The following is a 13,975-nucleotide window of genomic DNA, read 5'->3' as shown; positions in this document are numbered from 1 at the left end:
TCTATTATTTTTTCAATAAAGCCAGCGCGCGTTCGCAGATATTGTCGGCTGTAAAGCCAAATTCACGCATCAGCACCGGACCCGGAGCGGAAGCGCCGAAACGGTCAATGGCGATATTGCTTCCTTTATCGCCGGTATAACGTTGCCATCCCTGAGAAATACCTGCTTCTATCGATATGCGGGCGGTTATTTCCGGCGGCAGTACCTGGTCACGGTAATCCGTTGTTTGTGCTTCAAATAGTTCCCAGCTGGGCATGGATACAACGCGTACGGCTATATGAAATTCTTTCAGTTTCTCCTGTGCCGCTACTGCAAGGTCTACTTCCGAACCGGTGGCAATAAGAATGAGCGCAGGCTTGCCATCCGGGGCATCCGACAGTATGTAACCGCCAAATCGAACGCCATCGGCAGCGGCATATTTGCTGCGGTCAAGTGTAGGCATATGCTGCCGGGAAAGGATCAGTGCAACGGGTTTGTCGGGCAGCTGTATGGCCATCTGCCAGGCAACGATGGTTTCGTTGGCATCGCCCGGCCGGATCACTACCAGCTCCGGGATCGCGCGCAATGCAGCCAGCAGCTCCACCGGCTGGTGGGTAGGCCCGTCTTCACCCATCGCAATACTGTCGTGCGTAAATACATAGATCACTTTCAGCTCAGATAATGCCGCCAGCCGGATCGACGGCCGCATGTAATCGGAAAAGGTAAGGAAGGTGGCACAATAGGGGATAATGCCACCGTGTGCAGCCAGACCGTTGGAAATGGCGCCCATGGCATGTTCCCGTACTCCATATTGAATGTTTCGGCCTTCATAGCTCCATACGCCGCCGGCAGCGCCCTGTAGATCCCCGTTTTTCATCAGCGGACTTTCAAAATTGCCGGCATCTTTCAATTCTGTATTGGTGGAAGTATTGAGGTCAGCTGACCCACCTATAAAGCCCGGAAGGTGTTTGAAAAATGCCTGTATCACCTTTCCGGAGGCTGCTCTTGTAGCCATACCTTTTGGGTCGGCCGGAAATGGTGTAATGTCTTTGTCCCATCCTTCGGGCAAATGCTGGTGTATCAGCGAACGTAACTCCTGCGCAGGCCCGGGATATTGCTGTGCATAAATCACCATCTGCTCTTCCCATTTGCTCACCAACTGGTTACCAACGTCAACGGCTGCACGAAAATGATCTTTTGCTTCGGGAGGCACCAGGAAATCCGGTGTTACCGGCCAGCCCAGGTTTTCTTTCGTCAGCTTCACTTCCTCCGGACCCAGCGGCGAGCCATGTGCTGCCGTAGTATCTTGTTTATTGGGTGAACCGAAGCCAATATGTGTACGCACCAGGATAAGAGAGGGGCGGTCTGTTATTGTCTGCGCTGCCCGGATGGCCTGGTCAATGGCTTCGAGGTCGTTGCCGTCTTCTACTTTCTGCGTATGCCAGCCGTAGGATTCAAACCGCATGGCATGGTCTTCCGTAAAGGTGACCGGTGTGGCAGAAGCCAGCGTGATTCGGTTGTCGTCATATAAATAAATCAGTTTTCCCAGTCTCAGGTGTCCCGCCATTGAAGCTGCTTCAGCAGCCACACCTTCCATCAGGTCCCCATCACTCACCAGTGCATAGGTATAGTGATCTATTACCGTATCTCCGGGACGATTATATCGCGCAGCCAGGTAAGCTTCTGCCATAGCCACCCCCACGCCATTGGCAAATCCCTGTCCCAGCGGACCTGTGGTCACTTCCACGCCGGGTGCTATACCGCGTTCGGGATGCCCGGGAGTTTTACTGCCCCATTGCCGGAACTGCTTTATTTCTTCTATTGATAAATCATAACCGGTTAAATGCAGCAAACTGTACAGCAATGCCGATCCATGACCGGCAGATAATATAAACCGGTCGCGGTTAAACCAGTTTGGATCGGCAGGAGCATGACGTAAAAATCTTGTCCAAAGCACATAAGCCATCGGAGCAGCACCCAATGGCAGCCCCGGGTGACCACTGTCCGCTTTTTGTACGGCATCCACAGCCAGGAACCGGATCGTGTTCACACACAGTTCATCCAGCGCTGCGGAGTTGGGAATAAGAGAGGTGTTGGTACTCATGGATTCCGTTTTTTTAAGTATAAAAAAGTCATACATAGGTCAACAAACATCATGCTCATAAGGTTGCAAAACCATCACCACCCGGATAATAAAAGGTGATGGTACGGTATTATTCAAGCCGGAAAAGGGGAAATAAATTATTCAAACAGGGTGAGCTCATCGCGTGTAATGGCGTGGAAAAGATTTTGCAGCTGATGCACATGCACAATAGGCCGGCCATAGGCTACAAGCCCTTCAGCAGCATCAGTAAGCGGCTGAAACGCGTTCTTTTCAGATCTAACGTGTACGCTGTGGAGATGGCTGTATTTGAGGGAGTATACATTCACATCTTCTCCATAATCAGGATCGCCTTTGATAAAGCCAAAGCGGGAAAGCAGGTAAAGATCCAGCACTACCGGGTTGGCCTTTTCACAATGTAATTTACTGAGGGGAAGACCAGAATTATAAATATATCCTTCCAGGATGCCTTCTACTACGAAGGCTGTTTCTTCCATGTTATAGTCAAAGTAGGAAACGTAATTACCTATACGGATATCAGACTCCTGTATCATGCAGCAGATCTTAAGAAAACAAAATCAATAAAAGAGGGATCAGGGCAGGTAAGGCCTGCACAAAAAATATCTTTTTGTCGGCCGTCAGTGCACCATACATACCTGCCACCACTACACAGCTTAAAAAGAAAATGGCTACTCTTCCGGCCCATAAGGGATCATTGATGAAAAATGTCCAGGCCAGGCCTGCAGCCAGAAACCCGTTATATAATCCCTGGTTGGCGGCCAGCGATTTGGTAGGAGGAAAGAGTTCCTTTGGAAATTGCCGGAATACTTTGGGTCCCCTGCTGGTCCAGGCAAACATTTCGAGCCATAGAATGTAGAGGTGTTCCAGCATAACTACAGCGATAAGGATCTTGATAATTACCAGCATATTGCATTTATTAGTTGATGTATGATAAATATAATCAAATTATCTTTTCAAGCAGCCAGGCAAAGGAGAAGGCAATCAGGGTACCTGCGGCATAGCACACACAATCGCTCCACAGGAAGCCATGCCCCAGCAGAATGCCCGCAGGGGTATTACGGAGCCTCACTGCCCAGTCGGCCTGATACAGCTGCTGCACTTCAATAAGAATACATACAAGATAATTACTGATACTGATTTTCCAGAGCGGTGTAACCGGGTAGAGGAACCGGATGCCAAAAAATATGCAGGTGGCAGATAATACATCTCCTCCATATATACGTATAAGGTCCGGAAAATATTGGGGAGCCCACCTGGTGGCCAGTCCTAAAGGGATGTTGAGTAAAATTATCAGAAAATAGATCCAGCGGCGTTTTGCTACCATATAAAAAAAGCAATAAATATAAGAAAGATATTCCTATATGTATTGCTACCGGGAAATGGATGGCAGGGAAGTCCCTCCATCCAAACAAAAAAAGCAATAACCCTGATGGGTTATTGCTGGCTATCGTTTTCTACGTTGTTTTTCTTTTTTCCACGGTTGGTACCACCTTTACGACCAATGGCCGCCATGTGTTCGCGATTTTTGCTCACGGCCTCACCGCCTTTTTTACCTGCAGCCCGTGCTTCCTCAGATGTGAATTTGTGGGCTACTCCCTGCTGATGTGCAGCTTTTCCACCTTCTCTGGATATTGCGCGTTGCTGTTCAGGGTCCATAGAAGCAAATCCGCGTTTACTATGCTTACTTTTTTGTTCCGGATTTTTCTCCTCTAAATGAGTTACTGGCGTGGCATGTTGAAATCTGATGTCTTCCATAATCCTGAAGTTTTTATAGTGATAGTAGTTAAATATTCCGCTTAGGGCGATCAAGATATGTGCCACCGCCGATTTTCAATACCACAGGCTATGTCGGGCAACATGGGTGGGATAGATAGGGTAATACATTCCACAATTCATTGAATTTTTAACACACTTTAGATGTCACTTCCACATTTAACCGCCGGAAATGCCTCATTTTCCGTGGCTTACATTTTGTTTTTCAAATACAGTTATTTCTTTTTTTAACCCATCTAAATTTTATTGCCATGGCAAAATATTCAGAAGAATCGCAGCGTAAGGTCGAAAAAACTATGCATGAAATGCACGAGGGAAAATTAAAAAGCGGAAGAAGCAATAAAAAAGTAACCAATCCTAAACAAGCCATTGCGATAGGCTTGTCTGAAGCAAGAGCCGAAGGCGCAAAAGTGCCCAAAAAAGCAGCGGTAAAAAAGAGTACCGCAAAGAAGGCGACCCCGAAAAAAGCGACGGCTAAAAAAGCCGCTTCCAAAAAAACAACGGCTAAAAAAACAACCGCTAAGCGTGCTGCTCCCAAAAAGGCAGCAGGAAGGAAAACTACTGCCAAAAAAGCAACTGCCAAAAAGACCGGTACAAAAAAAGCAGCGCCAAAAAGAAAGTCAGCAGCGCGTAAAAAATCTGCCGCTACAACCTGAATAACCGGCGTTTTCGAGCGTTTTATCCTTCCAATATATACATAAAGACCGGTGACTGCACAGCACCGGTCTTTATTTGTGGTATATGGCTTGCGACATCTTATTTATGGAAAAGCACAGCATAACTGTGATCATAAAAGGTAAACCCTACGGGTTGGTCATCACGATCGATAAGGGAGCTTTGGAGACCGCATTTCAAGTGATTCCTGACGTAAGCGAGCATGTACTGGAAGAATACGAACCCCACAACCGTACTTTTACCGCTGATCACACAGATACGCTCGAGGGCAGTATACGCACCGTGGAAACTGAACAGATAGCCCGGATCATCTGGGAAGATATCCTGGATAAGATGAAATAAAGAACGGTTGCGTCACAAATTGAAATCCCGGTTGTACCTTCGCAAGCAAAGCGAGCGAGTATTGTTATGATGGTAACCGATAAAACCTATAAAAACACCAATCGCAGGGAGCGGATTATATTCCTGGTGAAATTGTTAGTATACCTGAGCATCGTGTATTTCAATATTGAGCATCCGGCGATGTATGATAAATTTGTCTGGTTATTTAAGCTAACGAATGCCCTTACCTTCTTCCTGGGCGCCAACCTGATCATCTCCCTGGCCTGGCTCCTGATTTTATCCTGGTATACACGCCGCAACCGCACCAAACCCATCGAAAAAGATAATTTCATCCTGGGTATTAACCGCATTTCGTCTGTACTCAACACGGTTTTCCTCCTGCTGGCCATCACCTTCTTTTTTGGTGTGAACCCGTTGAAATTTATCACCAGCATCACCATCGTAGCAGCTGCCATCGCCCTCCTCACCAAAGATTATATCACCAACATGATCAATGGGCTGATCATTATGTTTTCCGATCAGCTGTCACTCGGAGATCATGTGCGCATAGGGGAGTATAAAGGAAAAGTAATGGACATCACCCTTATAAATGTAGTGTTGCAGAATGAGGACGACGACATCGTGATCATCCCCAATTCCGTGGTATTTACCTCCATCGTATTGAACCAGTCTAAACAAAATATCAAAAAGCTCACGCTGGAATTTGAGCTGGATCATAAACATCCCTTCACCATCAGGGGGCTGGAAGAGCGGCTGAGAAACTCCGTGGAAGAGTATGCCCGCAGTTTTACCCCCGAAAGCTTTGCACTGAAAACAATTGAGATCAAAAAGGATTTTGTGCAGTTTAAAGTACAGTTACTGATGCCGCATGGCAACAAGGAAACCGAGCGTTTGATCAGGCGCGCACTCAACACTGAAATCATGGCCATCGCAGAAGGTATTGATTAAACAGCGACCATCGCGCTTGTTAAAGTGGCAATGAAATCATCTACCTGTTCCTTACTCACATTGGGCATACAGATAATATGCGAACACCCGTTCTCAGAGGCCAGCTGCCATTTACGGCGAATACTTGCCGGAGGGTCCGGGAACACCACGGTAATGGCATCGGGATTACGCCATGCGGGTATGCCGTTGTCGTTTAAACGTGTTACGGCGTAAGCGGCTACCGCAAGACTATGCCCCGCCCTTGCCTTTAACCCGGCATGGCCCAGGCTTTTGAGTGCATACCATAGGAATAACGGACTATGGCCGTTCCTGGAACCGGTAATGGTTGTATCCATGCTGCCGATATAGGCAACAGAACGGGCAATCCTGTCGCGGTTCGATTTCCGGGCCACCACCACGCCGCAGGGAATAGGAGCGCCAACAAATTTGTGCCCGCTGATGGCAATACTATCCGCCCCGTCTGCAAAATCAAATGCCGGCCGCGGCTCCAGGAAGGCGCTGTAACTGCCGGACAACGCACCGTCGGCATGAATGTAATGATGTTTGATCGCCAGGTTTTTCAGGATGCCTTTAATCCGCCTTACGTCATCGCGGGCTTCCGTCATCGTAGTACCTATATTGGCCAGCATGATCACCGGCAGATGCCTGTTCATCCGGATGGTGTTTTCCAGGTCGTCGTAATCAATTTCTCCGTTCGGCAACGTGCGGATGATAATGCCTGGCATGTTCAGCAGGTGCAGGTTTTTCTGCACACTGTAATGCGTGGCCTCCGAATAATATACCATGCCTTTGGGATACAGCTCCCTGGCCAGGTATAAACCATATAAATTGCCCTCAGAACCCCCATTGGTAACATAACCCCACCAGTCATCTTCAGGGGCACGGAAAAGGTCCGCAAAAAAGGATACCACGTACTTTTCCATCTCCCTTGACCCAACCGCATAGGTAGAAGGTACAAAGGGATCCCCCAGGTTGTTCAGCGGGTATTGCAGGAAGGGAAGCAATGACGAATAGTCAAAGTCTTTAGATACAGGATAGCCCAGGAAATCCCTGGTACAAGTTTGTACCTGCGCCAACAGTTCATTCAGCGCCGCTGCGTCGGGTGCAGCCAGCCGATGCTCTTTCATAATCGTTAATTACAGGTGTATGATACTGCTAAATTATATCTTACTAAGTAAATAAAACTAGTATTATGTGTAATTTAGAAAACAGATACTGTTTTAGGTTAAATTGTAGTTTAAATTAACTATTTTGAAGTCCCGGAATCATTTTTTAAGATAAATATAACTGCCATGGATACACTGGATAAAACAGACCGCAGCATATTGCAGGTATTGCAAAACGACGCCCGTTTAAATACCAAGGAGATTGCGCATCGTATCGGTTTATCCGTTACACCTACTTATGAACGCCTGAAGAAGATCGAGAAAAGCGGGGTAATCAGGCGTTATGTCACCCTGTTGGATGGAGAAAAGGTGGGTAAAACCCTGATGGCTTTCTGCAATGTGTCGCTGCAGCTGCATTCGCAGCCGCTGATAAAAAAATTTGAAACCGCCATTGCCAGGATGGAAGAGGTCATGGAATGTTATCACGTGGCCGGCACGTACGATTATCTCTTAAAAGTAGTGGTTGATGACATGCGCAGCTACCAGCATTTTTTAACCAATAAACTGGCGGCAGTGGAAAACATAGGGCAGGTACACAGCTCTTTTGTGATGACGGAAATTAAGCACACTACGGCATTTAAGCTGGTATGATCATCGCCTGAGCAAACTTACGCCGCCCAGCGGATGGTCCTGTACTACCACGGTGTAGCCCCGCGGATTGAGGTCCTGGTCGTCGGATAACGGCAGGGTAAAGGAGAAGCTGCTGCCGCTGCCAGGCATACTGTTAAACCAGATCTGGCCCTGATTACGTTCTACAAAGTCTTTGGAAAGATGTAATCCCAGGCCACAACCTTTTTCATTTTGTGTACCAGTGGTAGAGTAGTAGATATTGGAGAAAATGCGGTGCTGGTTCTCGAGCGGAATGCCTGTGCCATTGTCTTTCACCGTAATTTCGGCCGTTTCATTATGCTGTTGTGCGGTGATCATCACCTCACCGCCGGAAGGGGTGAATTTAATGGCATTGTTAATCAGGTTACGCAACACGAGCCGGATCATATCCGGATCTGCGTATACAAAGATGCTTTGATTTAGTTCATGCGATAACTTTACTTCTTTTTGTCTGGCCAAAGTGTGCAGCAGGTCAAATTCCCGGCTCAGCAGCAGGGTAACATCAAAATCATCGGGTTTTACGCCGATGCCTTTCATCTGGTTACTGGCCCATTGCAACATGTTATCCATCATATAGGCCGTATTTTTTACATCCCTCCACAGTTCATCGGTATACATCCGGAACTGGCCAGCATCAATTTTTTCATCTTTGAGCAGAAACAGCAAACCCTCCAGGATGGCCAGCGGCGAGCGAAGGTCATGGGAAATAACCGAGAATATTTTGTCTTTTACCTGGTTGAGATTTTCCAGCGTAGCATTCTGTTCCAGGATAATACGGTTCTGCATGGATACTTCCCTGTTCTTGTTGTTGAGTTCCAGGTAAAGTTCCTGCTGCCTTTTGTACAGGCGGTACACCATTACGGTAATCAGCAGTAATGCGAGGAACAATGCGGCGGCCGACAATACCAGCACCCGTTGTTGCTGTATGGTGGCCAGGTGCATATGCTGCTCTTTTTTCAGGAGAATGTTCTCGCGTTGTTTTTTCTCTGACTCATATCTTTCTTCCGAACGGGATATCTGGCGGCCTTTTTCCTGGTTGAAGAAGTCGATGTTACGTTTGCTGAATTCCTTATAATGATCAAAGGCGGCTACATAGTCGTTCCTGGCAGAATCCAGCTCATAGCGGATCTTGTAATAGATCATTTCATTTTTGAAATTTCCCAGTTTGTCGTTCAACGCTTTGGCGGTGTCCAGGTTCTTATCAGCATCCTTCAGGTTGCCCAGCATGATTTGCACTTCTGCCAGGTTCAGGCTGGCTTTCACCACTCCGGGCAGGTTAGCTGCTTCTTTATAATAGGTGGCCGACATCCGGTGGTAACGGAGGGCGTCCTCGTAATGTTCCTGTACCAGGGCCACAATACCCATGTTTTCATAAGTAAAGGCCAGCCCTTTCTGGTCGTTCAATGCTAACTTTATTTTTTCCGCCCGCTGAAGGAAGTACATGGCGGAATCGTACATTTTCAGAGAGATATAGGCGGATCCGATATTGTTCAGCGTTTTCGCGATCTCCGTTTTTTCGTTCCGCTTTAATTTGATGGCCAGGGATATTTTCAGGTAAGCGAGGGCATCACGGGGGCTGTTGAGCTCCGTGAAAATGTTACCTACATCATTATTCAGTACTCCCAGCGTATAGGGATCACCGGTTGCTTCGGCAAGCTGGAGGGCGTTAAGGGTGAGTTGCATCTGCTGGTCAAGATGACCTTTGGTATTTTCTACCAGGGCCAGGTTGCGTAATGCCCATATTTTTCCCTTGGTATAATGAAGACTGTCGCTGATATGAAGGGCCTCGTCGGCATACCTGGCAGCAGTAACGGCGTCTTTGGTAAAATAGCTTCTCGAAACCTGGTTTAACAGGTTGGCCCTGGCAGTATCTTTCTTTTCGTGCGATCGCAGTAATGACTGTAATGAATCACTCGTTGCCTGCTGTGCTGCGGCCGCGGACGACAACAACAGGAGGTAAAGTGGGATTAAAACGCATTTACTCAAAGGACCGGCCGGCAGCATAGTGTAAAGTGTTGGCTGTGACAAGGGTGGAGCGATTCGGGGACGGTCCACCATAATATAGGTTAAAATTAAAGATAATGTGCCACGATTCAAAGTAAGTTGAGATAAAAAGTGAATTAAAGGCCGGTGTATTTAGTGTTATATACCTATAAACCAAATAGGGTCGTATCTTTCGCCAAAATTTTATTTTTTTGTGAAGGGGGAAATTTGCCCGGAGGGGCGATTAACCCGGATAAATGCTTAAAATAACGACGTCAATGAAGCCTTTAATCACGATCGAATATTGTCCTAAATGCGGCTGGCTGCTGCGTGCTGCCTATATGGCCCAGGAACTGCTTACTACTTTTGCAACGGAACTGGGCGGGGTAACCCTGCGTCCCAGCGAAACCGGCGGCACCTATATCATATCGCTTAATGAAGAAATTATATTTGACCGCAAAGAAGCAGGGCATTTCCCGGAAATCAAAATCCTGAAACAACAGGTACGCGACCGGGTAAACCCAGAAAAAAGCCTGGGCCATTCCGACAGGCCGTAGTTGCGGCCAACCTTTCCAGTTCCCGGCCGGAAAAAATTTCCCGGCCGAAAGCCCGCTCCGTGTAATTTCTTTACATTTGCACCCTTATGCGTAAAAACCTCCATATCACGGCTTTATTGATTTTATTAGCAGCAGGCGCAAGGGCACAACAGGATAGCGTTACCAACAATACCCCCTCACGGGAAGGTCTATACGACAGTTTATGGTTGCGTAAACGTAGTTTCTTTCCGTTACCCGTACTTGGCTATTCCCAGGAAAAAGGACTGGAAATTGGGGCTGCCATGTTGTATGCCTTTTATACGGATAATAAAAATCCGGATCGCAGCACACGCAACTCTACCATTAACCTGATCCCTGCCGTTACCACGGAGAAGCAGTTTAAAATAGATCTCAAAACAAATATCTGGACCCGGTCCAATACCTGGCACTTTAAAAGCAACCTGCGTTACCATAATTACCCGCTTTACTTTTTTGGTATCGGGGATACCACGCATTATGATAACCGGTCGCTGGTAAAAAACACGCGGTATAAAGTCCAGGTGGAAGGGGAGCGGCGCGTGAGCGGGCATTTCTACGCAGGGGCTTCCGTCCTGTACCAGCACGATACTTATGGCAGCGGCGATAGTAAAGGTATTTATACCACTGTGCCGCTGGTAGACAAGGAAGGAGGCTATGTTACCTTTCTTGGACTGACCGGTATTTTTGATAACCGCGACAATGAAAACTTTACCAGGCGCGGATGGTGGCTGAAGCTGAACGCCGCATATGCACCGGCTTTCCTGAGCAAGCACCCGCTTTTTAAGCTTGAGGCGCAGGGTACACATTTTATTGCTTTCTCCCGGAAAAGTACCCTGGGCTTCCATGGTATTTTCAACAGCCTGCAGGGAGATAATCTGCCGTTTTACCTGTTGCCCGAAATGGGAAATGACCAGATCATGCGTGGATACTATGCAGGCAGATACCGGAACCAGAACTACCTGGCTGGTCAGGCAGAATATCGCTATCTCGTGGATCCCAAAATGCGTATTCATATCTGGTTTGTGGATATCAAACCCAAATTTGCGCTGGCAGCCTTTGCAGGAACGGGCACAGTGTTCAGCAATCATGATTTCCGCTTCGGCGGATTTAAGCCCAGCTATGGGGCAGGTATCCGTTACTTCTACGACGAAAATGCCCGGCTTACTATTCGTATAGACTATGCCGTGGGAGAAAAACGCAGTGGTGAATCAAGGCAAAAAGGATTGTATCTGTCGCTGGCGGAAGCATTTTAACAGGCGGTTTCAGCAATGGTTTTTTGGTAATAATTTATTAACTTTCAATAGTTTAATCCAATACACCAAAACCATTGCATATGAAAAAACTACGTTTGTTTGGTGCAGCCGCGCTGTTGATGGCTGTTTCAGTTGCGACCCAGGCCCAAAACGCTCCCAACACATCTTCCCACTCAAAATGGTATTTAAAAGTAGCCGGAGGTTATTTCTTTAGTGTATCTCCGGGACAGTTTCCCAATGTAGGCCCGTATCCTCCACAGGACCTGCGCACAGAATTTGCGCCAGGCGCAGGTTTGGATACCATCAGCCGCAAAGTGCTTACCGGGTCGTACGGAGAGGGGTTCAGAGGCGGCTTGTCTGTTGGTTATAACATCAACAGGTACCTGGCAGTAGAAGGAACGTTTAACTACTTCCATAGCAAGAAAAACCTGATGACCCGTCAACAAACAACGCTGAAAGGATCAACCAGGGAACTGGGACATGTGGAATCGCATGGTTATGTAAATGCGGTGGATTTTGCGCCCAGTCTTGTGGTGAGCCCCGGTTTCGAAAAAGTAAATCCCTATGTGCGTTTTGGCGTGGTAGTTCCGTTATGGGGACGCCTCTATATTGAAACAGATGCCAGCCAAACATCCACGCCGCCTGCAGGTTTGCCGGTGCCTCCCGGTTCGCAGATACATACCGCCATCAGCCGGAAGGAAGAAATCAAACCCAATATAACAATTGGCTTCCAGGGCGCATTGGGCGTGTCTTTCCAGGTGGCATCCCGGTTTGATGTGTTCGTGGAAACAGAATACAGGAACATACCGGTAAGAAGTAAAGAAAAAGAAATCACGCGGTATGAGGAAACCAATACCCTGATCAATGGCGCTACCGGCGCACCCATACAGGAGTTATCAAAACGCTCACTGAAAGACCTGAGCGTAGCGGAAAAAAATACCGTTTATCAAACCACGCTGGACCAGAATTCCAACACACCGGTAAATCAACAGGGTACCAAAGTAATTTATAAGGATGATAACAAGCCCTCCAATGACCTGAAATCATATATCAATATAGGTGGCCTTGGGGTAAATGCGGGCCTCAAATTCCGACTTTGATTAAGGTGATTCATTTGATGATCCTGCTGATCATAAAAGTGCAGGACCCACCTGATAAAATATCAGACGGGTCCTGCGCTTTTATGATCAGCAGTTAATCTCCGCTCACCAGGCTCATCAAATTAATCACTTTAATCAAAGTATTAACTATTTTTGTTCCTCATCGGATTAAATTATATGCCAGTTCAGATACCTGAAATTTCACGTGAAGATTTTACCTGGTTAACACAGACCTATGGGAGAGATACCGGTTATTCGCACATAGATACCAAAGAAAGCGTGGTACATGAAATATTTAAGGACAAAGTGCTCATCGGCACTTCATTTCTTAATTACGCCTCCTATGAGCTTTCCTTTGGTATGCACGAATTGCTTATCCGCAAAAGCAGGCTGGATAATTACAAGCTGCAGGACAAGGCAGTATTGATCACTGATGATATGAATGAGGAAGATGAGGAAGAACTGTTGTTGCGTTGGAACACCCTGATACAGGAACTGAAGTTGCTGGAAAAGCTGAATGGCATGACCAATGCCCGTGAGCCACTGGAGCAATTGTACCTTGATATTTTTAAAGAAGACGATGCCGAAGAACTGATTGGCCGGTTACCGGAAATTGTATCCCCCAACTCAGTGGCTATCTGGGAAGAATTGCATGCGGCTTTGTCTGCCACCGGTAACGTAGTGGAATTTGAATGGCAGGAATTTGCTGCCATTGGTATCGACAGTCTCAATGAACTTAGGCCTTTACAGGAAGCCGGTATCACGCTGGAGGCGCCGGATCCGGCTGCCTATGAAGAGATTGTGGCTGCAGAAGATTTTGCAAAAGCGATACTCGATTTTGTCAATGAACAAATTGATGCGAAGGACCTGAAAATAGTAGCCGTAGGAACGGTGCTGGATGAATACCAATCTTTCGCCTGCCTGAATATGCAGGATTTCCGCCTGGCCAATGCCCTTTTAAAAATGGAAGAACTTTGCCTGGTTTGTTTTTTCTAGCAGATTAAAATTTGGTTAAAATACCGGGCAATATTGTACTTTACCTGCCAGTATTGAATACCTTAGTGAATTCATAGCTGTATACCACATGAAATTATTCAGGCAATTATTTTTTGTATTGATCAGTGTGATGATCCTGCCGCAATTGCAGGGGCATAGCCTGTTTGTACAAAAAACAGCCGCCGGTAATATTCATGAAACCCGGATGGCTGCTACTAACGCTGCCATAAAAGCACCCCGGCTCCGGGCTACAATAAACAGGTTTAAACGCCGGCCGGTGGGTATCAACGACAGCCATGGCCATGAAAGGGTTTGCCCTTTATTCCTGTCAGTAGTTACCGCAGAATTTATTTATGTAGACAAAGTCCCCCAGGGATTTTATTTTAATCCTTACCTCAGCGTACCCATACCGCTGAGAAGCTGGAGAGGCCCGCCCACCGCCTGATAACCCGTT

General features: G+C 47.1%; 16 protein-coding genes. 9 read left to right on the top strand and 7 right to left on the bottom strand.

Annotated features, from left to right (window positions below):
• Positions 1 to 4: 4 nt before the first annotated feature.
• The 5 genes from tkt to KE626_RS20600 all read right to left on the bottom strand — a co-directional run bounded on the left by tkt (position 5) and on the right by KE626_RS20600 (position 3,856).
• Complete coding sequence (gene tkt, locus KE626_RS20620) at positions 5 to 2,083, bottom strand: transketolase (protein ID WP_211974827.1); 2,079 nt, start codon at positions 2,081 to 2,083, stop codon at positions 5 to 7.
• Between the two features lie 137 nt (positions 2,084 to 2,220).
• Positions 2,221 to 2,634 (bottom strand): hypothetical protein, encoded by a 414-nt coding sequence (locus KE626_RS20615; RefSeq protein ID WP_211974826.1) that lies wholly within the window; start codon positions 2,632 to 2,634, stop codon positions 2,221 to 2,223.
• A 10-nt stretch (positions 2,635 to 2,644) separates the two neighbouring features.
• On the bottom strand, positions 2,645 to 3,007 hold the full coding sequence (locus KE626_RS20610) for a DUF1304 domain-containing protein (protein ID WP_211974825.1): 363 nt from the start codon (positions 3,005 to 3,007) through the stop codon (positions 2,645 to 2,647).
• Positions 3,008 to 3,041: 34 nt separating this feature from the next.
• Positions 3,042 to 3,425, bottom strand: a complete 384-nt coding sequence (locus KE626_RS20605) for a ribosomal maturation YjgA family protein (RefSeq protein ID WP_211974824.1) — start codon at positions 3,423 to 3,425, stop codon at positions 3,042 to 3,044.
• 110 nt (positions 3,426 to 3,535) lie between these two features.
• Positions 3,536 to 3,856 (bottom strand): KGG domain-containing protein, encoded by a 321-nt coding sequence (locus KE626_RS20600; protein WP_211974823.1) that lies wholly within the window; start codon positions 3,854 to 3,856, stop codon positions 3,536 to 3,538.
• 269 nt (positions 3,857 to 4,125) lie between these two features.
• Between KE626_RS20600 and KE626_RS34730 the strand changes: the two genes are divergently transcribed.
• The 3 genes from KE626_RS34730 to KE626_RS20585 all read left to right on the top strand — a co-directional run bounded on the left by KE626_RS34730 (position 4,126) and on the right by KE626_RS20585 (position 5,839).
• Positions 4,126 to 4,530, top strand: coding sequence for a DUF6496 domain-containing protein (locus KE626_RS34730; protein ID WP_249207601.1), 405 nt, complete (start codon positions 4,126 to 4,128; stop codon positions 4,528 to 4,530).
• Between the two features lie 106 nt (positions 4,531 to 4,636).
• Positions 4,637 to 4,891 carry a hypothetical protein gene (locus tag KE626_RS20590; protein ID WP_211974822.1) on the top strand — a complete coding sequence of 85 codons (255 nt, stop codon included), beginning with the start codon at positions 4,637 to 4,639 and terminating at the stop codon, positions 4,889 to 4,891.
• Between the two features lie 66 nt (positions 4,892 to 4,957).
• The gene (locus tag KE626_RS20585) at positions 4,958 to 5,839 is read left to right on the top strand and encodes a mechanosensitive ion channel family protein (RefSeq protein ID WP_211974821.1); all 882 of its coding nucleotides are present in this window, start codon (positions 4,958 to 4,960) and stop codon (positions 5,837 to 5,839) included.
• Here the strand turns inward: KE626_RS20585 and KE626_RS20580 are convergent.
• Entirely contained in the window at positions 5,836 to 6,966 is a 1,131-nt protein-coding gene (locus tag KE626_RS20580) for a histidine decarboxylase (protein ID WP_211974820.1), read from the bottom strand. The two genes, KE626_RS20585 and KE626_RS20580, sit on opposite strands and share 4 nt — an antisense overlap.
• 165 nt (positions 6,967 to 7,131) lie before the next feature.
• On the opposite strand from KE626_RS20580, the gene KE626_RS20575 reads away from it, so the two are divergent.
• Positions 7,132 to 7,596, top strand: coding sequence for an Lrp/AsnC family transcriptional regulator (locus KE626_RS20575; protein WP_211974819.1), 465 nt, complete (start codon positions 7,132 to 7,134; stop codon positions 7,594 to 7,596).
• Here KE626_RS20575 and KE626_RS20570 read toward each other — a convergent pair whose 3' ends face one another.
• The gene (locus KE626_RS20570; RefSeq protein ID WP_211974818.1) at positions 7,597 to 9,642 is read right to left on the bottom strand and encodes a tetratricopeptide repeat-containing sensor histidine kinase; all 2,046 of its coding nucleotides are present in this window, start codon (positions 9,640 to 9,642) and stop codon (positions 7,597 to 7,599) included. It abuts the gene before it with no gap.
• A 233-nt stretch (positions 9,643 to 9,875) separates the two neighbouring features.
• On the opposite strand from KE626_RS20570, the gene KE626_RS20565 reads away from it, so the two are divergent.
• The 5 genes from KE626_RS20565 (at position 9,876) to KE626_RS20545 (ending at position 13,966) form a co-directional block, all read left to right on the top strand.
• Entirely contained in the window at positions 9,876 to 10,154 is a 279-nt protein-coding gene (locus KE626_RS20565) for an Rdx family protein (RefSeq protein WP_211974817.1), read from the top strand.
• 86 nt (positions 10,155 to 10,240) lie between these two features.
• Positions 10,241 to 11,425, top strand: a complete 1,185-nt coding sequence (locus KE626_RS20560) for a BamA/TamA family outer membrane protein (protein ID WP_211974816.1) — start codon at positions 10,241 to 10,243, stop codon at positions 11,423 to 11,425.
• An 80-nt stretch (positions 11,426 to 11,505) separates the two neighbouring features.
• A complete protein-coding gene (locus tag KE626_RS20555) occupies positions 11,506 to 12,525 on the top strand; it encodes an outer membrane beta-barrel protein (protein ID WP_211974815.1) in 1,020 nt (339 codons plus the stop codon).
• Between the two features lie 177 nt (positions 12,526 to 12,702).
• A complete protein-coding gene (locus KE626_RS20550; protein WP_211974814.1) occupies positions 12,703 to 13,521 on the top strand; it encodes a DUF6630 family protein in 819 nt (272 codons plus the stop codon).
• An 88-nt stretch (positions 13,522 to 13,609) separates the two neighbouring features.
• Positions 13,610 to 13,966 carry a hypothetical protein gene (locus KE626_RS20545; RefSeq protein WP_211974813.1) on the top strand — a complete coding sequence of 119 codons (357 nt, stop codon included), beginning with the start codon at positions 13,610 to 13,612 and terminating at the stop codon, positions 13,964 to 13,966.
• The last annotated feature ends 9 nt before the right edge of the window (positions 13,967 to 13,975 follow it).

Origin of the sequence: Chitinophaga hostae, assembly GCF_018224885.1 — a bacterium.
In the GTDB taxonomy this organism is placed as follows: domain Bacteria; phylum Bacteroidota; class Bacteroidia; order Chitinophagales; family Chitinophagaceae; genus Chitinophaga; species Chitinophaga hostae.
The sequence above is the reverse complement of the archived record's forward strand: the minus strand, read 5'-3'. Positions and strand labels throughout refer to the sequence as shown.